Annotated in this window: 22 protein-coding genes, 7 tRNA genes and 1 pseudogene; 12 read left to right on the top strand and 18 right to left on the bottom strand. The window is 66.7% G+C overall.

Features of this window, described 5'->3' with window-relative positions; translation table 11 throughout:
• Positions 1–144: 144 nt before the first annotated feature.
• From AC2A1N_RS18285 to AC2A1N_RS18255, 7 genes are all read left to right on the top strand, one after another.
• Entirely contained in the window at positions 145–543 is a 399-nt protein-coding gene (locus tag AC2A1N_RS18285; RefSeq protein WP_049415383.1) for a heavy metal-responsive transcriptional regulator, read from the top strand.
• 103 nt (positions 544–646) lie between these two features.
• Positions 647–722, top strand: a tRNA-Ala gene (locus AC2A1N_RS18280).
• A 54-nt stretch (positions 723–776) separates the two neighbouring features.
• Positions 777–852 (top strand) — tRNA-Glu (locus tag AC2A1N_RS18275).
• Between the two features lie 184 nt (positions 853–1,036).
• A tRNA-Ala gene (locus AC2A1N_RS18270) sits at positions 1,037–1,112 on the top strand.
• A 49-nt stretch (positions 1,113–1,161) separates the two neighbouring features.
• Positions 1,162–1,237 (top strand) — tRNA-Glu (locus AC2A1N_RS18265).
• A gap of 44 nt (positions 1,238–1,281) precedes the next feature.
• Positions 1,282–1,357: transfer RNA gene (locus tag AC2A1N_RS18260), tRNA-Ala, on the top strand.
• 47 nt (positions 1,358–1,404) lie between these two features.
• Positions 1,405–1,480, top strand: a tRNA-Glu gene (locus tag AC2A1N_RS18255).
• A gap of 95 nt (positions 1,481–1,575) precedes the next feature.
• Here AC2A1N_RS18255 and AC2A1N_RS18250 read toward each other — a convergent pair.
• Positions 1,576–1,992: a GNAT family N-acetyltransferase gene (locus AC2A1N_RS18250; protein ID WP_061479071.1), complete on the bottom strand. Its 417-nt coding sequence runs from the start codon at positions 1,990–1,992 to the stop codon at positions 1,576–1,578.
• A 76-nt stretch (positions 1,993–2,068) separates the two neighbouring features.
• Here AC2A1N_RS18250 and AC2A1N_RS18245 point away from each other — a divergent pair, with 76 nt between their 5' ends.
• The gene (locus AC2A1N_RS18245) at positions 2,069–3,025 is read left to right on the top strand and encodes an SOS response-associated peptidase family protein (RefSeq protein ID WP_061479070.1); all 957 of its coding nucleotides are present in this window, start codon (positions 2,069–2,071) and stop codon (positions 3,023–3,025) included.
• Positions 3,026–3,149: 124 nt separating this feature from the next.
• Here the strand turns inward: AC2A1N_RS18245 and AC2A1N_RS18240 are convergent, their stop codons facing one another.
• Positions 3,150–3,530: a response regulator gene (locus AC2A1N_RS18240; protein WP_484373073.1), complete on the bottom strand. Its 381-nt coding sequence runs from the start codon at positions 3,528–3,530 to the stop codon at positions 3,150–3,152.
• Positions 3,531–3,662: 132 nt separating this feature from the next.
• Between AC2A1N_RS18240 and AC2A1N_RS18235 the strand changes: the two genes are divergently transcribed.
• Positions 3,663–3,748, top strand: a tRNA-Leu gene (locus AC2A1N_RS18235).
• A 269-nt stretch (positions 3,749–4,017) separates the two neighbouring features.
• Positions 4,018–4,188 (top strand): annotated as a pseudogene (locus tag AC2A1N_RS18230) (GGDEF domain-containing protein); the annotation flags it as partial.
• A 27-nt stretch (positions 4,189–4,215) separates the two neighbouring features.
• Here the strand turns inward: AC2A1N_RS18230 and AC2A1N_RS18225 are convergent.
• Complete coding sequence (locus AC2A1N_RS18225) at positions 4,216–6,042, bottom strand: methyl-accepting chemotaxis protein (RefSeq protein ID WP_242892383.1); 1,827 nt, start codon at positions 6,040–6,042, stop codon at positions 4,216–4,218.
• 530 nt (positions 6,043–6,572) lie between these two features.
• On the opposite strand from AC2A1N_RS18225, the gene AC2A1N_RS18220 reads away from it, so the two are divergent.
• Together AC2A1N_RS18220 and AC2A1N_RS18215 are read left to right on the top strand one after the other, a co-directional pair.
• On the top strand, positions 6,573–7,661 hold the full coding sequence (locus AC2A1N_RS18220) for a DUF5694 domain-containing protein (RefSeq protein ID WP_242892386.1): 1,089 nt from the start codon (positions 6,573–6,575) through the stop codon (positions 7,659–7,661).
• 61 nt (positions 7,662–7,722) lie between these two features.
• On the top strand, positions 7,723–8,013 hold the full coding sequence (locus AC2A1N_RS18215; RefSeq protein ID WP_061479066.1) for a putative quinol monooxygenase: 291 nt from the start codon (positions 7,723–7,725) through the stop codon (positions 8,011–8,013).
• Here the strand turns inward: AC2A1N_RS18215 and AC2A1N_RS18210 are convergent.
• From AC2A1N_RS18210 to ppsR, 15 genes are all read right to left on the bottom strand, one after another.
• Positions 7,955–8,257 carry a hypothetical protein gene (locus tag AC2A1N_RS18210; RefSeq protein WP_242892389.1) on the bottom strand — a complete coding sequence of 101 codons (303 nt, stop codon included), beginning with the start codon at positions 8,255–8,257 and terminating at the stop codon, positions 7,955–7,957. The two genes, AC2A1N_RS18215 and AC2A1N_RS18210, sit on opposite strands and share 59 nt — an antisense overlap.
• A gap of 62 nt (positions 8,258–8,319) precedes the next feature.
• Complete coding sequence (locus AC2A1N_RS18205; protein ID WP_242892392.1) at positions 8,320–10,509, bottom strand: PAS domain S-box protein; 2,190 nt, start codon at positions 10,507–10,509, stop codon at positions 8,320–8,322.
• A gap of 208 nt (positions 10,510–10,717) precedes the next feature.
• Positions 10,718–13,105 carry a Tex family protein gene (locus AC2A1N_RS18200; protein WP_242892396.1) on the bottom strand — a complete coding sequence of 796 codons (2,388 nt, stop codon included), beginning with the start codon at positions 13,103–13,105 and terminating at the stop codon, positions 10,718–10,720.
• 207 nt (positions 13,106–13,312) lie between these two features.
• Positions 13,313–13,528, bottom strand: coding sequence for a hypothetical protein (locus AC2A1N_RS18195; RefSeq protein WP_005417149.1), 216 nt, complete (start codon positions 13,526–13,528; stop codon positions 13,313–13,315).
• Between the two features lie 580 nt (positions 13,529–14,108).
• Positions 14,109–14,513, bottom strand: coding sequence for a hypothetical protein (locus tag AC2A1N_RS18190; RefSeq protein WP_099486665.1), 405 nt, complete (start codon positions 14,511–14,513; stop codon positions 14,109–14,111).
• Positions 14,514–14,557: 44 nt separating this feature from the next.
• Positions 14,558–14,716 carry a PspC domain-containing protein gene (locus AC2A1N_RS18185; protein ID WP_194430536.1) on the bottom strand — a complete coding sequence of 53 codons (159 nt, stop codon included), beginning with the start codon at positions 14,714–14,716 and terminating at the stop codon, positions 14,558–14,560.
• 112 nt (positions 14,717–14,828) lie between these two features.
• Positions 14,829–15,197, bottom strand: coding sequence for a YfeK family protein (locus AC2A1N_RS18180; RefSeq protein ID WP_061479120.1), 369 nt, complete (start codon positions 15,195–15,197; stop codon positions 14,829–14,831).
• Between the two features lie 33 nt (positions 15,198–15,230).
• A complete protein-coding gene (phaC, locus tag AC2A1N_RS18175; RefSeq protein ID WP_242892399.1) occupies positions 15,231–16,298 on the bottom strand; it encodes a class III poly(R)-hydroxyalkanoic acid synthase subunit PhaC in 1,068 nt (355 codons plus the stop codon).
• Positions 16,295–17,359, bottom strand: a complete 1,065-nt coding sequence (gene phaE / locus AC2A1N_RS18170; protein ID WP_242892402.1) for a class III poly(R)-hydroxyalkanoic acid synthase subunit PhaE — start codon at positions 17,357–17,359, stop codon at positions 16,295–16,297. The genes phaC and phaE overlap by 4 nt, the downstream gene beginning before the upstream one ends.
• Positions 17,360–17,381: 22 nt before the next feature.
• Positions 17,382–17,996: a CDP-alcohol phosphatidyltransferase family protein gene (locus tag AC2A1N_RS18165; RefSeq protein ID WP_019660264.1), complete on the bottom strand. Its 615-nt coding sequence runs from the start codon at positions 17,994–17,996 to the stop codon at positions 17,382–17,384.
• A 455-nt stretch (positions 17,997–18,451) separates the two neighbouring features.
• The gene (locus AC2A1N_RS18160) at positions 18,452–19,813 is read right to left on the bottom strand and encodes an MATE family efflux transporter (protein WP_242892405.1); all 1,362 of its coding nucleotides are present in this window, start codon (positions 19,811–19,813) and stop codon (positions 18,452–18,454) included.
• Between the two features lie 117 nt (positions 19,814–19,930).
• Entirely contained in the window at positions 19,931–20,545 is a 615-nt protein-coding gene (locus tag AC2A1N_RS18155) for a DUF2239 family protein (RefSeq protein ID WP_242892410.1), read from the bottom strand.
• Positions 20,546–20,688: 143 nt separating this feature from the next.
• Positions 20,689–21,177, bottom strand: a complete 489-nt coding sequence (locus AC2A1N_RS18150) for an NUDIX hydrolase (RefSeq protein WP_005417168.1) — start codon at positions 21,175–21,177, stop codon at positions 20,689–20,691.
• Positions 21,178–21,219: 42 nt separating this feature from the next.
• Positions 21,220–21,729: a DUF1249 domain-containing protein gene (locus tag AC2A1N_RS18145; protein WP_032954273.1), complete on the bottom strand. Its 510-nt coding sequence runs from the start codon at positions 21,727–21,729 to the stop codon at positions 21,220–21,222.
• A gap of 176 nt (positions 21,730–21,905) precedes the next feature.
• On the bottom strand, positions 21,906–22,727 hold the full coding sequence (ppsR, locus tag AC2A1N_RS18140) for a posphoenolpyruvate synthetase regulatory kinase/phosphorylase PpsR (protein ID WP_005417170.1): 822 nt from the start codon (positions 22,725–22,727) through the stop codon (positions 21,906–21,908).
• Positions 22,728–22,812 lie beyond the last annotated feature (85 nt).

The following is a 22,812-nucleotide window of genomic DNA, read 5'->3' as shown; positions in this document are numbered from 1 at the left end:
TCAGGCGCAGGGTAGGAACTGCCACGACGGCGGGGCTATGAAGAAAGTTGCAAAGTGCGCTGAATGCGCCGTCCGCGACCGGAGCTTGACCCTGGACCTGACTCCAGGCTTCAGAATGACCGGCAGCATCCGCAGGAATCCGCCATGAACATTGGTCAACTGGCGCGCCAGGCCGGCGTACCGATCGATACCGTGCGCTACTACGAGCGCCAGCAGTTGCTGCCCACCGCGGCACGCTCGGCCGGGGGCTATCGCATCTTCGGTGAGCAGGACCTGCGCCGGCTGCGCTTCATCCGCCGCGCCAAGACGCTGGGGTTCAGCCTGGAACAAATCGCCGAACTGCTGGCACTCAGTGATCGCCATCCGCAGGACATGGGCAGCGTGCGCGACGCGGCGCAAGCCCGACTGCAGGACATCGCGCAGCGCATGGCTGAACTGCAACGCATGCACAGCGCGCTCTCGCAGCTGGTCGACGCCTGCCCCGGCCACGGCACCCTGGATCAGTGCCCAATCCTGGCGGCGCTGACCGACGGCGCCGACTAAGTACGTGCGATCGTCGTTCCCTTCGCAACGCGCGTGAAGAAAAGTGCAACAAATGCTTGCCAACCCTCTGGGGCAAGGCTATTATTTCGCTCCTCAGCGACGTGGGGCCATAGCTCAGCTGGGAGAGCGCCTGCATGGCATGCAGGAGGTCAGCGGTTCGATCCCGCTTGGCTCCACCAATCTTTCGGCATTAGGCCGCCGAAAGGTCGCTAAAGAACATTGATGAGAATTGCGTCCCCATCGTCTAGAGGCCTAGGACATCACCCTTTCACGGTGGCGACCGGGGTTCGAATCCCCGTGGGGACGCCACTCATCACGAACAACGAGGACCCGGCCGATAACCGGGTCTTTTTTGTTCACCGCCTACCGGCATTCAGGTTGTGGCGTTGCGGTTCCCCTGCCCTTGGTGGCAACGGTTGAACCGGGACGAAAAAGTTCAAAAAAAACTTCCACAAACGTGAACACGCAGGTATGATAGGCGGCTCGGTAACACGGGGCCATAGCTCAGCTGGGAGAGCGCCTGCATGGCATGCAGGAGGTCAGCGGTTCGATCCCGCTTGGCTCCACCACTTTCGACATTAGGCCGTCGAAAGTTCTACAACTTGAAGTTTTTCGTGCGTCCCCATCGTCTAGAGGCCTAGGACATCACCCTTTCACGGTGGCGACCGGGGTTCGAATCCCCGTGGGGACGCCAGTTTCAAAACGGACTCTGCTCCCGGCAGATATCCGGAGTTTCATGGGGCCATAGCTCAGCTGGGAGAGCGCCTGCATGGCATGCAGGAGGTCAGCGGTTCGATCCCGCTTGGCTCCACCACTTCGACATTAGGCCGTCGAAGGATCTACAACTTGAAGTTTTCGTGCGTCCCCATCGTCTAGAGGCCTAGGACATCACCCTTTCACGGTGGCGACCGGGGTTCGAATCCCCGTGGGGACGCCAATTCTTGAAAACCCCGGCTTCGGCCGGGGTTTTTCTTTGCCCGCGATCTGCGATCAAACCGCCCTGCCCGTGGATGGCTTCACCCCGCCCACGGCTCAGAACCGCCGATACATCCCGATCGATGCCGGAGCAGTCGGTGCGAAACCAAACTGCGCATACAACCGATGCGCCTCGCCATCGGCCAGCAGGCTGACGTACGCCGACGGCGGCAGGTTGGCCTGCATCCAGCCGTCCAGCCGCCGCATCACCTCCTTGCCCAGGCCCTGCCCCTGCAATCGCGGCAGCACCGCGATATCACAGACCTGCAGGTGGCAGCCGCCATCGCCGACGATACGGCCCATCGCCACCAGCTCAGCGCCCTGGTAGGCACATACGCCGAACAGCGTATTGGGCAGCGCGCGGGCGGCTGCTTCGCGGGACTTGGCGCTGAGGCCTGCGAGCACGCGCAACTGGCAGTAGTCCTCGACCGTGGGTACGGCTTCGCGGAACTGGCAGGTGATGGGATCATTCATGCGGCATCTCCGGATGGGTCGGGCTATCCTGCCGCATCCACGTCGCAGCCACTGCGACCCAGGCCCACAGAGTCCCATGTGCTATTCCGCCCTGATCCGCGCTGACTACGCCAAACTGGTACGCGAATTCGGCGCCATCCTGTCGCTGGAGGACTTCGCCGAACTGTACGCACACGATCCGGGCAAAAAACGGCCGAAGACCCCGAAGGCGATGGATGACGGATTCGCCGGTGCGCGTACCGAACAGGGGCGGGACATCGTGGCGAAGATCCAGCAATGGCATGCGCAGGAGCAACAGGCCCTGGAGGCCGAACTGGCCCGGCAACGCGAACGACGCGATATTGCCCATGCCACGCTGGGCACCCGGCCCACGCAGAAAGCGCGCAACGACCTGCGCGTGGCCGGCAACCGCATCGAGCGCGCACAGGCCCGACTGGAAGACCTGCATCGGGTGCAGCTGCTGCCGCGCGACAACCGCATTTTCCCCGGCACCTACGCACCGGTGATGGTCAGCGAGAACGGCCAGCGCGTGATCAAGCCGATGCGCTACCAGTGCCGGCTGCCGGACAAGCCAGCGCGCAACGACGTGCTTTACCCCGGCACCTACAATGCGCGGCGCGACAGCCTGGAAGGTTACTGGCGGGGTGCGTTCGGACTGCGCCACGGCGTAGTGGTGGTGCAGGCGTTCTACGAGCACGTGCCCCGCCACGCCATCGCCGGCCGCACCCTCGGTGCCGACGAAAAGGAACAGGACGTAGTACTCGAATTCCGTCCCGATCCCCCCCGCGACCTGCTGCTGGCCTGCCTCTGGGCGGAATGGGAAGGACCGGAAGGCCGCCTGCTGTCGTTTGCCACGATCACCGACGCACCTCCCAGCGACGTCGCCGCTGCCGGGCATGACCGCGGGGTCGTGCCGATCCGCAAGGAACACCTCGACGCCTGGCTCAACCCCGAACCGGATGACCTGGCGCGCCAGTACCGCATCCTCGATGACCGCGAGGAGATCCGTTACGTGTACGAGGAAGCGGGCTGAGCGCCGGACGCAATTGAAGAACCCCGCCTGGGCGGGGTTCCTGGATCAGGGGTTGCCGCCGAACATCGCAGACGCGAGCATTCAGCCGTCGGCAGTATCCCCCTGCCGGTCCGTGGCGGACGGCTCAGGCCTTGACGCTGGAGCGGCCCACCGCACGCGCCAGCGCGCGTGACAGATCAGCCGACAGGTAGGGCTTGACCAGCAGCAGGCCGGCCAACATCGGCGCCGGCAGCTGCTCGGCCAGCATCCCGGTGGCCAGCACGAACGGAATGCCACGCGCCGAAAGCGCTGCAGCCACCGGCTCACCGGTCTCGTTGCGGGCCAGGCGGTAATCCAGCAGGGCCACGTCAGGAGTGCTTTGCTCCAGCAGCCGCAGGGCCTCGGACACACTCGCTGCGAGGCCAACCACGACTGCACCGGCATGCACCAGCTGCATCTGCAGCAGGGCCGCGCTCATTTCGTCGTTCTCGACCACCAGCACCCTCAGGTCCTGCAACACTGTCATCGGCTACCGCTCCTGGAGGCAATTGCACGCTGGGAGTATAGCTATCAAGGGGCCAATGCCGACAGGAACCGCCCTCATAGGCCCTCCTACTATGCATCGCCTGCCGACCTCGGTTACACTCGTACGCTGCCTGCCGGTGTGGCGGAATGGTATACGCAGCTGACTCAAAATCAGCCGGGGGTGACCCCATGAAGGTTCGAGTCCTTTCACCGGCACCACAGCATCAAAGGCCAGGTCCATGATCTGGCCTTTTGCTTTTCCCGGGCCAGAGCGCCGACACTGGCGAAGATGCCCCAGCATGCACCGCCCGCGCGATTGCCCCTCCTGCGGGCGTCCGACGCCGTCGCCTGGTCCCACTACCTCTCGCTGCCGGGCGTGATCGAGCACGCCAGCCGGGGCCACGTTTCCGAACGGGCGATGGCGCTGCAGATCGCCCGCCATCTGCCTGACGCATCCGATCAGCGCCGGGCGCTGGGACGCCAACAACCTGCAGGCGGTCGCCGCGATCCTCGACGGCTGCCCGCAACGCGGTGATGACCTGCTGGCCCGCGACGGCGGCGAGGAATTCATCGCCGCCCTGCCCGCCGCTGAGGCCCATGTGACCATCAGCATCGGCGTAGCCTGGCAGGCCGCGCATAATCAGCCCGACCCACAAGGCGGGGGAACAGCACTCCGACCGCCGGGCCTAGACCGCGCGCAGCACCGCCGCGCCATGCAGGTGCCCCGCCTCACCCTGCACGCGGAAGCTGGCCACGGTCTGCAGAAGCTGCGCTGACTGCTCCTCCATGCTGCGCGCCGCGGCCGAGGCTTCCTCGACCAGCGCAGCGTTCTGCTGGGTGCCCTGGTCGATCAAATCGACAGCGTGGTTCATCTGCTGGATGTCGTCGCTCTGCTGCTGTGCGGCCGTGCTGATCTCGGACATCAGGTCACTGACCCGGCGCACGTTGAGCACGATCTCGTCCATGGTGCGGCCGGCGCTCTCGACCTGCGCGGTGCCGGCGCCGACATTGGCCACCGACGCATCGATCAGCTGCTTGATCTCCTTGGCGGCACTGGCCGAGCGCTGCGACAGTTCGCGGATCTCGGTGGCGACCACGGCGAAGCCACGCCCGTGTTCGCCCGCACGCGCCGCCTCCACCGCCGCGTTCAGCGCAAGGATGTTGGTCTGGAAAGCGATGCCGTCGATCACGCCGATGATGTCGACGATGCGCCGCGAGGATGCGTTGATCACCGCCATGGTCTCGACCACTTCGTGCACCACGTTGCCGCCGCGCGCAGCGACATCGGCGGCGCCACCGGCCAGCTGACTGGCCTGCCGTGCGTTGCTCGCGGTGCGCTGCACGGTCTCGGCCAGGCCCTTCATCGACACGGCGGTCTCCTCCAGCGAGGCTGCCTGCTGCTCGGTGCGCTGCGACAGATCGCTGTTGCCCTGCGCGATCTCGGTGGCACCGACGGCGATGGTGTCGGCGGCGAACTTGATCTGGCCGATGATCGCGGCCATCGCCTCGACCAGCGAATTCACGCCTTCGCACAGCTCGGCGATCGGCCCGCGCTTGTCGACGGTGGCCACGCGCCGGGTCAGGTCGCCCTCCTTGGCGGCCGCCACCACTTCACGGGTCTGCGCCACGGCGCGCTGCATGGCCTGGTTCTCATGCACCTGCGCGGTGATGTCGGTGGCGTACTTGACGACCTTGAACGGCTTTCCATTGAGATCCAGGATCGGGTTGTAGGACGCCTGGATCCAGACCTCGCGCCCGCCCTTGCCGAGGCGCCGGTACTGGCCGGCATCGTATTCGCCACGGCCCAGCTTCTCCCAGAACTGCCGATACTCGGCACTGCCACGATACTCGGGCTCGACGAACAGCGAGTGGTGCTGGCCACGCACGTCGTCCAGGCTGTAGCCGGTGGCGGCCAGGAAGTTGTCGTTGGCCGAAAGGATGCGGCCGTCCATGCCGAACTCGATCACTGCCTGCGACTTGTCGATCGCCGCCAGCTGCCCGGCCGAGTCGGCCGCCTGCAGCTTCTGCGCGGTGATGTCGGTGGCGAACTTGACCACCTTGTAAGGCCGCCCCTGCCGGTCCAGCACCGGGTTGTACGAGGCCTGGATCCAGATCTCGCGCTGGCCCTTGCCGAAGCGCCGGTACTGGCCAGCGTCATATTCGCCACGCCCCAGCCGCGCCCAGAAGTCGCGGTACTCGGCGCTGCGCGCCTGCTCGGGATCGACGAACAGGGAATGATGCTTTCCCTGGATCTCCTCCAGCCGGTAGCCCATCGCCTGCAGGAAGTTGTCATTGGCCTGCAGGATGGTGCCATCGAGGGCGAACTCGATGACCGCCTGGACCCGGTGCAGCGCCGCGACCTGGGCTTCCAGCTCGGCACGGCCGTCGGACACGGCCTCGGCGCCGGTGCGGTGCTGGGGAGCCAGCGCGCCCAGCAGGGCACGCCACGGCGACCAACGGGTATACAGCTCGGCCGGCGCCTGCGCGCCCGCCGTGAAGCCTGGAATGAGCATTGTCTGATCCTCGGTGTCCGGTAAGCGGTTGCGACCCGACGGGCGGGATGCCCGGCGGCAACTTCAGGTGCCAGGGACTACAGGTGCCAACCGGCACCTCTCGAGCGACTGCCACGAACGTCTGCTGCGGGTGCGATCGGCATCTGGGAGCAGCGGAACACACAGCGCGGGCCGCCCATCGGGGACGGCCTGGGGTCCTGCGGCGGGTGACTGGAGCGGGATCCAGAGGGAGTATCGGCGAGGCGATCAGTGGCTTTAGCCGGATTACGCGACGTCCGTCGCAACTTCAGATGCGGCTGCAGGGACGCGGTAGACAATCGCGATGTAATTCACATTCTGCTTACGCTCGGCGGGGACACCGGGTGTCGTCACGGAACATGTCGCGCGTTGTCGCCGTCATTGGGCATAGCCTTGCCGGGCACGATGCAGTTCAGGCCCAAAAGGTTTGCATGACCAACGGGCGATTCCGTGGCAGGTGAAAACGGCCAGCATGCAGCGAACCGCAGGACGCGCACTGACACGGAGATCGCATGTTCCCACGCTTGGCCAGCCTCCTGATCCTGGGCCTGTGCAGTACCGGCGCCCTCGCTGCAGATGCCACCTATCGGCCCGCCTTCCATCCGGACCAGCTGAAGGGGCCGCCTGTCGGGCGACCGAACGAGGTGCTGGTACTGGGCACCGCCCACCTGTCCGGCCTGCCCAAGTCGTTCCAGCCCGCCTTGCTTGAACCCTTGCTGCAGCGACTGGTCGCCTGGAAGCCCGAACTGATCGCCACCGAAGACCTGTCCGGCCTCCAGTGCGATTCCATGCGTCGCTACCCGGAACGCTATGCGGAGAGCGTGGCCACCTACTGCTTCGACACCACCGCTGCGCAGGCTGCCACCGGCCTGGACGTGCCCGCAGCGAACGCCCAGGCCGAGCGCCTGCTTGCGACCTGGCCGGACGAGCCGACGCCCACCCAGCGTCGTCGGCTCGCAGCATTGTTCCTGGCAGCGGGCGAACGCGGCTCGGCGCAGGTGCAATGGCTACGCCTGCCTGCGTCCGAGCGCAAAGCCGGCGATGGGCTGACGCCGGCCCTGGTCGAGATCCTCGGCAAAGGCCTGGTCCGCCGCAATGAAACCAGCCTGATCGCCGCCGTAGTTGCCGCCCGCCTCGGGCATGAACGGCTGTGGGCCGTGGACGACCACACGGCCGATTCTCCCACACCGGCCGAGGATGAAGCGGCGGCCAGTGCAGCCATCACCGGTGCCTGGAACAATACACACTTGCGGGCGCGACGGGAGGCCGATGAACGCCTCGTGGCCAATCTGGACAAGCCCGGTGGCGTCATGGCGCTGTATCGCGATTACAACAGCCCGGCAGCAGCGTTGGCAGCGTACCAGAGCGACTTCGGCGCGACGCTCGTCGAGCCGTCCTCCAAGGCGTTCGGCCGGATGTATGTCGGTTACTGGGAAACCCGCAACCTGCGCATGGTCGCCAACGTCCGCGACGTGCTGGGCCTGCACCCTGGCAGCCGAATGCTGGCCATCGTCGGTGCCTCACACAAGGGCTACTACGAGGCCTACCTCAATCAGATGCACGACGTGCAGCTGGTCAGTACGGACGCAGTATTGCGTTGACCAGGATAGGTGCCGGTCATGCGCTGGCACTATCCTGCAAGGCCCGTCTGCAGGTGCCGACATGCTGAAAGTGATCGCCGAGGATTTCATCCATCCCGATGCGGTGGACACCGTGCTTCCCCTGTACCGCGAGCTTGTCGCATGCACGCGGCGAGAGCCGCTCTGCCTCGGCTATGAACTGTTCGTCGACCAGAAGGACCCCGGGCATTTCGTCTTCATCGAGCAATGGCCGGACCGCGACGCTCTGGATATCCATTGCGCCAGCGAGCACTTCCAGCGTCTGGTGCCTCAGATCAACGCGTTCCAGCGCGCACCGTGCCGGGTCCTGCTGATGGACGCGGCACGGGTGTAGTGCCGGAAGCGAGACGCCCGCCGTCGCCGCGGCCATGCCGCCACAGCAACACGCAGGCCGCAACCGTGCAGGCCAGGCTCAGGACCAGCAGCGCGACCGCGCCTTGCTGCAGCACGGGCAACAACGCCTGCGCGTGCGGGTCGCCGTGCAGCTGTTCGGCGCGCAGGCTGGTGGCCAGCGCCAGGCACCAGCCGACCAGCGCCGGGATGAACATGCGTACCGCAGTCGGGTTCCAGGCATTCATGGGTTCACCTGCTTCAGGGGAGATGCGCGCAGTATTCGCGCGCTTCTTCTCACAGGCTGAGATCAGTCCTGGGCGGCATCGGCATCGTCGCCTGGAAGCTCCGACAGCTCGCCCTGCACCTGCACGTTGTTGCGCCCCAGCGCCTTGGCCCGGTAGCACTGTGCATCGGCAGCGGCCACTGCCTGGTCCACGCTCATGCCCGCCGCCAGGGGCGCGATGCCGATGCTGGCACCGACCCGCAGCCGATGCTGATCCCACGGAATGGACAGCGCTGACAGGGTCTGCAGGAGTTCACCGCCGATCCGTGCGGCACGACGCGGCGTACACCCGGACAGGATCACCGCGAACTCGTCGCCGCCCAGCCGCGCCACCACGTCCGAATCACGCACACCATGTCGCAGCACACTGGCCACCGCCCACAGCACGGCATCGCCGGCCAGGTGGCCCCAGGTGTCGTTGACCGGCTTGAAGCGGTCCAGATCGATGTACATCAGCGAGGCGGCCTGCCCGGTGCGCTCGACGCGGGTGATCGCCTGCTGCAGGTGCACCTCGAAACCGCGGCGGTTGCTCAGTTCGGTGAGTGGATCGATCTCGGCCAGGTGGCGGGCTTCGCGCTGCCGCGCCCGCTGCTGGGTGTCGTCGCGCAACACCCACACCGCGCCGCGCACATGGCCCTCGTCATCGCGCAGCCAGGCCCGCGTCAGGTCCACCGGCACCGTTGCCGTGCCCAGGCGCAGCAGCAGGTCGGCGTGCAGGTCCACCGCGTTGCTCTCCGGGTCCAGCAGTACCGACACATCCAGTACCGAGCCGGGCGCGTACTCGGTGGTCAGCGCCAGCACGTCCTGCACCCTGTGCCCGGCCAGCGACAGCGCGCCATCACCGGCCAAGGTGCGTACCGCGGCCGCGTTGGCATAGTCGATGCGGCCGTCAAGGTTGACGCTGAGCACCAGGTCGGCCACCGCATCCAGGGTGATGCGGCTGCGCTGTTCGCTCTCGAACAGGCGTTGCTCACTGCTGCGCTGGGCGGTGATGTCCTGGATCTGCGACACGAAATGCAGCGGCTGGCCATGCTCGCTGCGCACCAGCGACACCGACAGCCGCGCCCAGATGATGCGGCCGTCGCGGTCGAGATAGCGCTTCTCAAGGTGGTAATGGCTGCGCCGTCCGGCCAGAAGATCCTGCACCAGGGCCAGGTCGGTCTGCAGGTCATCGGGATGGGTCAGGCGCTGGAAGTCGACCTGCAGCAGCTCTTCGCGCGGATAACCCAGGATCCGGCACAGCGCATCATTGACGTCCAGCCAACGCCCCTCCAGCGACACCAGCGCCATGCCCAGCGCCGCCGACGTGAATGCACCGGCGAACTTCTCCGCCGACAGCCGCGCCTCGGCCCGTGCCTGCAGGATTTCGGTGATGTCGATGGCCATGCCGACGTAGCCGATGCGTGCGCCATCGGCACCTTCCATGCGGCTGATCGACAGGCGCACCTGGCGTGGCAGGCCCTCCTTGCGCAGCAACGTCCACTGCCGCGAGTAGGTCTGCCCGTCAGCGCGAGCACTGAGCGCTTCGAACACGTCGGGAAGGTTGCCCTCGGCATCGGCCAGCGGCTCCAGCCAGGCTTTCAGTTCCTCCGGATCGTGGAACGCATCGAGCCGGCGCTGGCCGACCACCTCCGCTGCGCTGTAGCCCAGCAGGCGCTCCGCACCCGTGTTGAACAGGGTGATGGTGCCATCGGTATCGGTGGCGATTACCGCTACCTCATCGGACGCATCGACCACGGCCTGCAGGCGTTGGCGGGTTTCGGCCGCATCCTGCCTCGCCTGCTGCAGCTCGGTGACGTCGGCATGGGCACCGGCCATCCACAGCGGCTTGCCCTGCCCGTCCCATTCAAAGACGCGCCCACGGTCCTGGATCCAGATCCACTGGCCGTTCCTGTGGCGCATGCGCAGCAGGCAGGCGTAGTTGTCGCTGCGCCCTTGGAAATGGTCGTCCAGCGCAGCATCGGACAACGCAACGTCATCGGGATGGACCAGCCTCAGGAACGTCTTCTGGCAGATGGGTTCCAGCTCTTCCAGGCGGTAACCGACGATCTCGGCCCAGCGCGCGTTGACCCGCATCTCGCCGGTCTGCACGTTCCATTCCCAGGTTCCCGCGGCGGTACCGTCGATGATCATCGCCAGGCGGCGACGCTCTTCCGCCAGCTCCTGCAGGCGGCGCTCCAGCAGTCCATTGCCGTGGGTGCCCTGGCCCGGCATCAATCCGGTCTCCTGCCGGCACGGGCAGGCGCCGACCGCAGCGCAGCGCTGCGACCGCCGGTACGAGCGACGGGTGGTGCTGGCGTCATGGCCCTCCCCAGCAACAGCGGGGTGGCCGGACGCCTCCCCTCAAGCGCAAGTGTGCGCAATCACGGGGAAAATCGACAAGTCCCCCGCCACGAATCAAGCGTGACGGGGAACACGGTCCTCAACTGCGCTTGGCGCGGGCGAAGGCCTCGGCCAGGGCGTTGTTGGCCGGGGGCGCGGACGCGGCGGGACGGCCGCCATTGCCTTGGCCCCGGTTCGGCCCGCGGTTCTGGCCGCCTGCATCGCCGCGCGGACCCTGCCCATGGCCGCGCTCATCACGCTGGCCCGGGCGGCTGGTGGCTTGCCCGGGGGTATCGTCCAGGCGCCGGGTCAGGGCGATGCGCTTGCGCGCCACGTCCACCTCCAGCACCTTCACCTTGACGATATCGCCGGCCTTGACCACGTCGCGCGGATCCTTCACGAACGTATCGGAAAGCGCCGAGATGTGGATCAGGCCGTCCTGGTGCACGCCGATATCGACGAAGGCACCAAAGGCCGCCACGTTGCTCACCACGCCTTCCAGCACCATGCCCTCGCGCAGGTCCTTGATGTCCTCGACACCCTCGGCGAAGCGCGCCGCCTTGAACTCCGGACGCGGATCGCGGCCCGGCTTCTCCAGTTCCTTGAGGATGTCACGCACGGTCGGCACGCCGAAGGTGGCATCGGTGAACTGCTCGGCCTTCAGGCCGCGCAGGAAGCTGCCATCACCGATCAGCGCCTTGATCGGGCGCGCGGTGCTGGCCACGATGCGCTCGACCACCGGGTAGGCTTCCGGGTGCACCGCCGAAGCATCCAGCGGTTCATCACCGTCGGCAATGCGCAGGAAGCCCGCGCACTGTTCAAAGGTCTTCTCGCCCAGGCGCGCGACCTTCAGCAGGTCCTTGCGGCGCTTGAACGGGCCGTTCGCATCACGGTGGCGCACGATGTTCTCGGCCACCGTGGCCGACAGGCCGGACACCCGCGACAACAGTGCAGCCGAAGCGGTGTTCACGTACACGCCCACCGCGTTCACGCAGTCCTCCACGCGGGCATCCAGCGCGCGCGCCAGGCGGTACTGGTCCACATCGTGCTGGTACTGGCCGACACCGATCGCCTTGGGTTCGATCTTCACCAGTTCGGCCAGCGGGTCCTGCAGGCGGCGGGCGATCGACACTGCCCCACGTAGCGACACGTCCAGCTCCGGGAACTCCCTGGCCGCGAACTCGGACGCCGAGTACACCGACGCGCCGGCCTCGCTGACCACTACCTTCTGCAGCTTCGGGTTGCCAGCGGCCTTGATCGCTTCGCCGGCCAGCTTGTCGGTTTCGCGGCTGGCGGTGCCGTTGCCGATCGCGATCAGGTCCACGTTGTGCTTCGCACACAGGTGCTTGATTGTCTGCAATGACTGTTCCCACTGGCGCTTGGGCTCGTGGGGATAGATGGTGTCGGTGGCGACCAGCTTGCCTGTCGCATCGACCACCGCAATCTTGCAGCCGGTGCGGATGCCCGGGTCCAGTCCGAGCACGGTCTTCGGGCCAGCTGGCGCTGCCAGCAACAGGTCCTTCAGGTTGTCGCCGAACACCGCGATGGCTTCGGCTTCGGCCTTTTCGCGGGCCTGGTTGAACAGGTCCAGCAGCAGATGGGTGTGCAGCTTGGCACGCCAGGTCAGCCGGCAGGCATCCAGCAGCCAGCGGTCGGCGGCACGGCCCTGGTCGGCGATGCCGGCCTTGCGCGCCACGCGTCCTTCGGCGTACTGATGGCCAGCCTCGGCATCGCTGCCCGGGTCCAGTTCCAGGAACAGGATTTCCTCGCGGCGCGCACGGAACAGTGCCAGCAAGCGATGCGACGGAATCTTCGCCAGCGCCTCGGCATGCTCGAAGTAGTCGCGGTACTTGGCGCCCTCGGTTTCCTTGCCCTCGGCGACGCGGGCACGGATCACCCCGGTCTCGCCCAGCCAGGTGCGCAGTTCACCGACCAGCGCGGCGTCTTCGCCCCAGCGCTCCATCAGGATCGCGCGCGCGCCTTCCAACGCGGCCTTGGTGTCGGCTACGCCCTTGTCGGCGTCGACGAAGGTGGCCGCGAATGTCTGCGGGTCCTGCGTCGGGTCGGCCAGCAGGCCATCGGCCAACGGCTCCAGGCCGGCCTCGCGGGCGATCTGCGCACGGGTGCGGCGCTTGGGCTTGTACGGCAGGTACAGGTCTTCCAGCCGGCTCTTGGTATCGGCGGCCAGGATGTCATTGCGCAGCTCGTCACTGAGCTTGCCCTGCTCGCCGATGCTGGCCAGCACCGCCGCGCGACGGTCCTCCAGCTCGCGCAGGTAGGTCAGCCGGGTTTCCAGGTTGCGCAGCTGGGTGTCGTCCAGGCCACCGGTCACTTCCTTGCGGTAGCGCGCGATGAACGGAACGCTGGCGCCTTCGTCAAGCAGGCCGACGGCGGCGCGTACCTGGGCGGACTGGGCACCGATTTCGTCGGCGATGGTCTGGGCGATCTGCTGGGCGAGCGCGCTCTGGGCGTTCTTGGCGTCGTGCATTGCTTCAGGTCTGTGCCGCGTTTCGGGAAGCCCCCATTCTGGCAATCCGCGACGGAGCCGGACAAGGCATTGACAGGGGGCGAGGTTCAGCGGCGAAGCCGGATTGGACGCCGGCATCCTGGCAAAGAGCGGGCTCGGACTGGCCCGGGGCTGGGATGCCGGCGCGGGCGCGCGATGGTGGGCGCGCCCTGCCGCGTGTTGCGACGGTCAGCGGTAGTGGCGGGCGGCGCGCTGCATGACGATGTCGTCACGCATGCCTTCCAGGGCCATCAGGCGGACCTTGCCGACACCCTGCAGTTCCATGAACCGCTCCGTGTAGAACTCCGGCCCCAGCGCGGTGTCGGCGCGGGATTTGCTGAAGCCGTAGGGCACCACGCCCTTCTCGCCATCCTTGCTACCACCGACATAAAGAACGATTGCCATGTGATGTCTTCCTCCAAATTGCTACTGCGTACTGCGTTCGATGAGCGATGCTGCGAGCTCATCGAGGGAGAGCTTACCGCGTCGAACCTGACTGGAACGTCACGAAGGCTAATGACGATCGGTTGCATGCAGATGACTGCGGGATCGCAGCAGAATGCTTACGGATCTTTAACTTCCGGCTAACGAATCGGCGGGGGATTTCCCCAACGGCGCAGCCCCTCGTGGCTTGGTCGCGAAATGCGCTTCATGTGATCGGGTCGGTCGGGGTGGGTTCGCGGGACACGCCGTAAACCCGTCCATGGGGGCTCGATGGCGCCATCCATGGCGCCAACGGTCCCGCGAACCCCCCCCGACCGCCCCCCGACAGTTTTCGGGCACGTCCAGCCACGGAAAAGAAAAAAGAAGACCAGAGCAAAAGCGGCCTGGCCGGCTCACTTTTTGTAGAGCCGAGCCCATGCTCGGCTGCTTTCAGGCCAGTCCGCGAAGCACGGCGTCACCGCCAGCCCCACCCACCCGGCCAGCCCCCAGGAAGCAGGCATTCCGCGACCAAGCCACGAGGGGCTGCGCCGTAGGCTGGAAACTACGGCCACCAGCCACGCCCGAACCGGGCGAAATGATCGGCCGCGCGTTCGAACGGATTGCGTGCACTCACCCCACCACACAGCAGGTACACCGGCAGGTACAGCGGCCCCAGCACCATGTACTGGTAAACGTGCGCGCGCTCGTGGTCGTCCAGCCGGATCAGCGGCTCCACGCCCCACCCCGCCTGATGCGCATAGGTCCGGCAGCAGATGCCGAGGTCATGGCCGGTATGCAGGATCACGTTGCCCAGGGTGATCGCCCCACCCGGCCCCCACGGCCAGCGATCGAACACCAGCGCGCAGTCACGGCTGCTCCAGCGCAATGTCGCGCCGCCGAGCATGCCGGCCAGGCCGCCGATCAGGCCGATCAGTGTGTTGGGCAGCGTCCATGCGGCGCCCAGCATCTGCAGCGCGCGCAGCCAGAGCGGCCAGGATCGAGCGGCGGTGTTCAATCCGCCTCGTTCGGAATCAGCAGCCACAGGATCAGGTAGATCAGAATGCCGGGGAAGGCGGCCGAGCCGATCGATACCAGCACGAACACGATCCGCACCAGGGTGGGGTTCCAGCCGAAGCGATGGGCAATGCCGCCCATCACGCCGGCAATCATGCGGTCGTTCAACGAACGCGACAGCGTCTTGGGCGTGGTGTTCACGGCGGTGTCTCCTCGGCTTGCGGGCAGAATCAGTCGAGCACGCCGCGACTCTACACCGCCTCCATGTCTACGGCGTGCGGAGACGCAGCGCCTGCAGGCGCGCACTGAACCAGGCGGCCGCGGTCTGCTCAGGCTGCCCCGGGCACTGGATGCGGTAAGGCTTCCCGCTCATGCTGCTCTGGCTGGCGGCGCGCTCGATGAACTGCTCGGCGCTGTCCACCATGTCCTTCTTCAGCAGGTAGTCATACTTGCGCTGCAGATGGGCGCGCGCATCGCTGCCGTCGTACCAGCTGCCATTGCGCTGGAACCGGCACTGCGAGCCATCCAGGCTGGAGATCAGCTGAGCGATCTCCCGGCGTGCATCCACACTGGGTGCGGCGTGGGCAAGTGGTGCTGCCAGCAGTGCCGCAAGAATCAACAAAGTCCGGTACCTCATCATCCCCCCAAGTCAGTCGAGCATGGCTCGACTCTACAGGTCACGCGCCTTCAACCAGCGATCGATCGTGGCCGGCACTTCGCGCTGGGCGCGGCCGGACACATAGATACCAATGTGGCCACCGCGGAAACTGGACTCGGTGTAGTCGTCCGTGCCCAGGCGCCCACGCATCGCGCGCGAGGCGTCCGGCGGTACCAGATGGTCCTGCTCGGCATAGATGTTCAGCACCGGCAAGGTCACCTGCGACAGATCCACCGCTTCCTCGCCGATCCGCACCGTACCGTTCACCAGGCCGTTGCCCTGGTAGAACTGCTTGATGAAGTCGCGGAACGCCTCGCCCGCCAGGTCCGGCGAATCGAAGATCCATTTTTCCATGCGCAGGAAATCCTCCAGCGCCGCCTTGTCGTCGAGGATATCGAGCAGGCCCACATACTTCTGCACGTTCAGGCGGAATGGCTTGAGCATCAGGTAACTGGCGTTCATCAGGTCGGCCGGGATGTTGCCCAGCGTGTCGACCAGCAGGTCCACGTCCACCTGCCGCGCCCAATGCGAGAGCATGTTGTCGGCCGTCTGGAAGTCGACCGGGGTGACCATGGTGATCAGCTTGCCCAGCTTCTGCCGGCGCAGCGCGGCGTAGCAGAGTGCGAACACGCCGCCCTGGCAGATACCCAGCAGGTCCACCGGGCCACCACTGCGCACGCGCAGGGCATCCACTGCACCATCGATATAGCGCAGCAGGTAGTCCTCCAGCGTCTGGAAGCGCTCCGAGCGATCCGGGTAGCCCCAGTCCAGCACGTACACATCCTGCCCGAGCGCCAACAGCTTCTGCACCAGGGAGCGGTCGGCCTGCAGGTCGACCATGTACGGCCGGTTGACCAGCGCGTAGACGATCAGCAGCGGCGTGCGCCGGGTCGGCGCCTGTTCGCCGACGAAGCGGTACAGCACCACCTTGCCGTCGCGCCACACTTCCTCGCGGGCGGTCACGCCGTAGTCTACGTCTTCCACCTGCGGCAGCAGCTTCAGCCCCTCCATCAGCTTGCGCTGCATCGCCAGGGTTTCCTGCATCAGGTCGTCGGCGTTGAAGCCCAGCGGTCCCTTCATCGGTCACTCGCCCGCGCGGAAGTGCGAGGTGCGGCCTTCTTTGCAGGCGCCTTTTTCGCAGTCGCCTTCTTTGTCGGCGCAGCCTTCTTTGCGGCATTGCGGGCGGCTGGCTTCACCTTCGCCGGCGTCGGCTGCGCCACCGGATCGACCGCAGCGGTTCCAGCCAGCACCGCCACTTGTGCCTGCAGCCGGCGCAGGCTGCGCTCCAGCTCGGCGATGCGGCGGTGTGCGGCATCCATCTCGCTGCGGGTCGGCAGGCCGATACGTTCACTCATCTGTTCCACCTCGCGCTGCAGGCCGGCGCGCAGACGCATCTGCGCGTTGCCCAGCGAGGCGTACACCTGCTGGAACGGTTCGGACATGGCGACCTTGGCGTAGGCCTCCTCGGCCACTTCGATCCACAGGTCGAACATCGCGCGGGCGCTGGTCAGCTGGCTGCCCGGCTGTTCGTGCTCGGCCAGGCGCTGCTCGAACAACGCAAATGCCTCGTCCAATGCCCGCTTGATCTGGTCGACATAGGCGCGCGAATGCTGCTGGTACTCTTCCTGCGCACGCAGCAGGGCCTGCCAGCGTGCCTGGTGCTCGCGGCCGGGGCCGAATGCCGGGCTCTGCAGCCACGGGCCCGCCTGCAGCTGGAACTGCTGCAGCCATGCGGCGAATTCAGGTACTGCGGCACCGGCGTGGGTGCTGCCGCGGGCGCCCTGCAGCATCCATTGCAGCATGCCGTCGCCCTGCCCCTGCACCGCCTCGCGCCAGGCCTGGGCCACGTCGGCACTGCTGGCGTCGCGGCCGGCAAACCGAGCGGCGACCTCCTGCATGGTGCCGTACCAGCTGCCCGCCTGTTCGCGGAACCGGCGCACGGCATCTTCCGGCGCGCCGGGCGCCTGTTCGGGCAGCAATTGGCCCCACCAGTCAAACAACCGTTGCCAGCTGCCGGGGTCGTCACCGGCAGGTGCAGCGGGCGCGCCCGCATGGCGCAGAGCATCACCCCAGGCGCCGAAGTACTGCCGGGCCAGGGTCTCGAAATCGCTGCTGCCGGCGTCGTGGGCCGAGCTGGTCATCGCAGGCCTCCGCAGGGCTGGCTCATGGCTTGGGGATACGCAGGGTCTTGCTGATCATCAGCGACCCGGACAGGGCGAACAGCAGCACCATCGGGTGCAGCTGCCACGGGCCGATCTGCCACTGGCCGAACCAGATGTTCTGGCCGATGGCATCGGTGCCGGCGGCGATCGCCAGCACGATCACCAGCACCAGGCTGGTCGGGATCGGGGTGCCCTCGAAATACGTGACCTTGCCCTCGTCGCCGGTCATTGCCTCGGCAGTGACGTTGTAGCGTGCCAGGCGGCTGACGCCGCAGCAGACGAAGTAGCTCAGCACCAGCCAGTCCCAGCCACCCTGCATGCCGCAGGCATAGGCCAGCGCCGCTGGGGCCACCCCGAAGGAGATCACGTCGGACAGCGAGTCCAGCTCGCGGCCCAGGGTGGAGCTGGACTTGCGCCAGCGCGCGATACGCCCATCAAGGGCGTCGAAGATGAAGGCCAACGGGATCAGCGCCATGCCGAACAGCAGGTAGCCGCGCTCGCCATCCTGCAGGAAGCGCATGGCGGCAAATACCGCACCGGTGCCGCAGAAAGCATTGGCCAGGGTGAACCAGTCGGCCAGCTGGAATTCGCGCAGCATCGAGAAGTGACGTTTCATGGGGACTCACGGAGCATCAAGGCCCACAGGTTACCGCGAGCGCCGTCGCTGGTGACAGCGCTGACGGGGCCCACCCTTCACCGTCCCCTCACCCGCCCTCACCGGCGGTGAATTTTTCGCCACCCATCTTGACAGCCTAGGGGGGTGGCGCCTGTCGCGGCTTATCCACAAAGTTGCCCACGCGTAATCCACACCCCCTGTGGACAACCAGATCTCACCGACTGCGACGGTGGACATTTCCTCATCACCCTGACGCGGGGTTTCCCTACTTCCCAAGCCGCGAGGTCGGCGCTATGGTCACCGGCTGGCCCGCCGCCGCCACGTCCGATTCCTGGTGACGGACGATGATGATGCCGGATGCTTCCACCTGCTGCTGGTGCAGCGGCCATGAAGCGGTAGAGCCGGCCGCTGGCCGGCTGCCCCTGCCATTCCGGAGTGCCGGCCAGCGGCCGACACTACCGAGCGTGCACCCGCCGCCACCGGGCGAAACACATCACCTGCATCACCAGCATCGCCAGCAACCCCAGTGGCCACGCCCACCACACGCCGGCCAGCCCGTGCTGCGCCTGCATCCACATCGCCAGCGGCAGTTCCACCAGCAGCACCGCTGCCATACCCAGCAACGCTGGCAACCATACCGTGCCGCTGCCGCGCATCACCCCGACGAGCACCGCACTGACTCCCATCGCCAGCACGCCCCACACCACAGTCCGCAGCTGCAACGCAGCCAGCTCGCGCACGTCGGCCGCCGCCAGGATCAGCCCGGTCAGCCCGGACGCCAGCGCCACAACCAGCACCACCACCACGCTCAGCGTCGCCAGCCCCACCAGCACACCCGTCCGGGCGATGGCCGGCAGCCGTGCCGTACGCCCGGCGCCCATCGCATGCGCCGCGAGGATGGTGGCGGTGATCCCCAACGACATTGCCGGCAACTGCACCCAGCTCATCAGCTGGTTGACCGCACCGTAGGCTGCCGTGGCCGTGTAGCCATAGCGGTTGATCCAGCCCAGCAACACGATTTCGGCGACGGCCAGGCTGAGCATCTGCAGCGAGGAGGGTATGCCGATGCGCAGCATCGATCGGATGATCGCGCCATCGAAACGGATGGCATGCAACAACTCAGGTCGCGGTGCCAGGGGATGTCCTGTCCGATGCCAACGCAACAGCAGCCAGCCCAGGGCCAACAGCGAGGCAAACGCCGCCGACACCGCCGCACTGGCCGATCCCAGCCGCGGCAGGCCGGCCCAGCCCAGAATCAGCAGCGGCGTGCGCAGCAGGCCCACCGCCGTGGCCAGCAGCAGCGCATGCAGCGGCGTCTTCGCATCGCCTACTGCGCGGCTCACGGCAGTGGCCAGCCACAGCAGGAAGAACGCCGGCGCCGCCAGCAGCAGCACGCGCGCGTAGACGATGGACTCACCGAGGATCGGTGCCGGTGTACCCAGTGACATCAGAAGCTGTGGTGCGAAACCGCTCCCCAGAGCCATCACCAGCACCGACAGCACAAGGATCAGCGCCACCGCACTGCCAGCCACCGCGCGCACCTGCTGCGGCCGACCCGCGCCCCAGGCCTGCCCGATCAGCACCATCGCGCCGGTCGCCAGACCCATCACCAGGGGCAGCAGCAGGAAGAAGACCGGGAAGAACGCAGCGGCCACGGCCACCGCCTGGGTACCGAGCAGATGGCCGAGGTAGATGTTGTCCAGCGTGCCTGCGGCCAGTTGCAGCGCATTGGTCAGCAGCATCGGCAGCAGAAGGGCCAGGTAGGTGCGCCACAGAGGCGGCGCGACCAGGGGCGTGGAATGTACAGGGGAGTTCATGGGGTTCTCTGGGCAAGGCGCTGCCCTGCCCGGCGTTTCCACCAGCAAAGCAAGCACAGGGGACCGGGCCGCAGCCCGCGATCAGGTGGCGCCGCCGCTCAACGACGGCGCGATGGTTCAGCCGTCAGCGCTGTCGAACGCCAGACGCAGGGCGTGGTCGCGCACATCCCTGGGCCAGGAATGCAGCACCGCTTCAAGGCCCGTACGGTCGTGCGCGAACAGCGCGCGGATGGCCTCCTCGAAGCCCGGCAGGTCACCGGCGATGGTCTGCAGGAAGTGATAGGCGCGCTCGGCATCGCGACGCCGGCGGTCCTTGTCCGCACCGGCGCGGCTGGCCGCCTCCACCAGTTTTCGCAGTGCCACCGAGGCCCCGCCCGGCTGCTCTGCCAGCCATGCCCAGTGGCGCGGCAGCAACGTCACTTCGCGCGCTACCACGCCCAGCTTCGGGCGGCCACGGCCACGCGGGGCCGCGGGTGCGTCTTCGGCAATGCCCTCGGCATCCGTCTCCACGGCGGGAAACGCTGCACTTACCCGCGACAGCAGTTCTGCATCACTGCCGCGCGTATCGAAATCACGGGTATGGCCCGTGGCGTTGTCGAACACCAGCAATGGTCCAGCAGCGTTGTCGGCGCGCAGCCGCTTGAGCGCCTGTGCGGCCATTTCCGGTCTGCCGGACGCAACGAGGCGATGGCCGTCGAAACAACTGAAGGGAGGGAGTCGGGACGCAGGCATGGCAATGGCATCAGCGGTGATGCACGAATATTGCCCGGGTAATTTATGGTCGTCAATATTTCCCGGGTATTAATTGGCCGAAAGAGCGTGCCAACCCAGGGTGGCACCCACCGGAACGGTTGGCACCTCCCCGATTCGCCGGGTCACAGCCGGCTGTAGGACCAACTGACCATGCGCCCGTCCTTGTACGGCATCACGCCGTGGAACGGGCGCGGGTCGGCGTCGAACACCAGCGGCAGGAAGTTGCGGTCGCCTTCCCACATCGGCAGCGTGTCCAGCTTGTCCAGATCCACCCACTCCAGCGTGCCTTCGTGGTTGCCGCCGTGCGGGGTGCCTTCGAAGCTGTCGATGACGAACACGAAGCCCAGCCAGTCTTCGCCGTGCTTGCCGAAACCGGGCCAGCTGAGAGTGCCGCGCAGGCGCATGCCGGTGCAGTCGATGCCGGCTTCCTCGGCAATCTCGCGGCGCATGCTGGCCGCCACGTCCTCGTCCGCTTCGATCTTGCCACCCAGGCCGTTGTACTTGCCGAGGTGATGGTCACCGGGGCGCGTATTGCGATGGATCATCAGCACCTGGCGACGATCGGGCGACAGCACATAGCCCAGGGTGGCGACGATCGGGGTGTACGGCATGGGGCGGCATCCAGCGGCAGGTCAGCCCTGGATTATGGCCGATCAGCGCACCAGCGACAGGCGGCGCTCGGCAGGCGCACCGGCGCCATCCGGGTCACGGCGCAGCGTGGCGACGCCGTGGCCGCGCTCGGCCAGGTATTCCAGCCACTTGCCGAGGAAGGTGTTCATCCGCATGCGGTGGCTGATCAATTCCGCCGGTGGCGGGTACAGGCCCATGGTGTCCTGCCAGCGGCGGCCGACGTAGCAATGGGTGGTCTCGGCCTGGCGCGCGTCACGGTACAGGCGAACATAGGCCGAAGGATCCGGCTCGCCGGTGACCGGGTCGGCGATGTCGTAGGTGAGCCGCAGTTCCACCGTATAACGGTGGCACTCGATCACGTCCAGGCGGACATCCAGGCCGTCGCCGATCGAGGAAATGTAGCTGCCCGCCGCCAGTCCCGCCGGTTCGAACAGGCGCACCAGATGGCGGTAGTTTTCCGCGTACAGGCCCATGAGCCAGCTCAGCCGGCTCAGGCGGGGAATGCGTTCGGTACGGGGCAAGGCTCGGGCCATGGGTCGATCCTACACGTTGGTGCTTCAACGTGGGGGCGCCTCGAGCCACAGCCAACCCGACGACGACGATCCCCTGCAGGGCCGAGCCCACGCTCGGCTGCGCTTCGGCCAGAACCCGGTGGCCCAGCCGAGCGTGGGCTCGGCTCCACGGGCGCAGCCAGGTGCGCCGGAAAGGATCAATACAGCTCGCGCTGCAGCCCCAATGTGGCCAGCACCTTGCTGGAAATCTCCTCGATCGAGGTGTGGGTGGTGCTCAGGGTCGGGATCCGCTCCATGCGGAACATGGTCTCGGCCGCGGCCACCTCGCGCTTGCAGGTGTCCAGGTTGGCGTAGCGCGAGTTCGGGCGGCGCTCCTGGCGGATCTGCTGCAGGCGGTCCGGATCGATGGTCAACCCGAACAGCTTGCGCCGGTAGTTGCGCAGGCGTGGCGGCAGGCGGTCGCTTTCCAGGTCCTCGTCGGTCAACGGGTAGTTGGCCGCGCGCACCCCGTAATGCAGGGCCAGGTAGATGCAGGTGGGCGTCTTGCCAGCGCGCGACACCGCTACCAGGATCACGTCGGCATCGTCGTAGTTCACCGCGATACCGTCATCGTGGGTCAGGGCGAAGTTCATCGCGTTGATGCGCCGGTGGTAGGTGTCGAAATCGACCATGCCGTGGGCCTGGCCGACCCGGGCCAGGCGCGGGCTGGCCAGTTCGCGCTCCAGCGGCTCGATGAACGGCGCGAACACATCCAGCATCAGGGCACCGCTGTCGGCCAGGATCAGGCTCAGGCTCTGGTCCACGCAGGAGTTCACCACGATCGGCCGGACCTGGTACCGCTCCCCCGCCGCCTGGATCCGGGCGCAGGCTTCACGCGCTTTTTCAGGGTCGTCGACAAACGACATCCGATCGGTAATGAAGCTGAACCCGGAGAACTGGGTCAGCAGGCTATGCCCAATGGTTTCAGCGGTGATACCGGTTCCATCGGAAACGTAGAACACCGGACGGATGGTCGACATGCGCGCTTTTACCCCCTACGAAGCCTAAAAAGGCCGCCAGCACAAGCTTGTGCCGACGGTGCTCTGCCCGGCATCATATCGGCTT

This window comes from Stenotrophomonas maltophilia group sp. SKK55 (assembly GCF_057179845.1).
The sequence above is the reverse complement of the archived record's forward strand: the minus strand, read 5'-3'. Positions and strand labels throughout refer to the sequence as shown.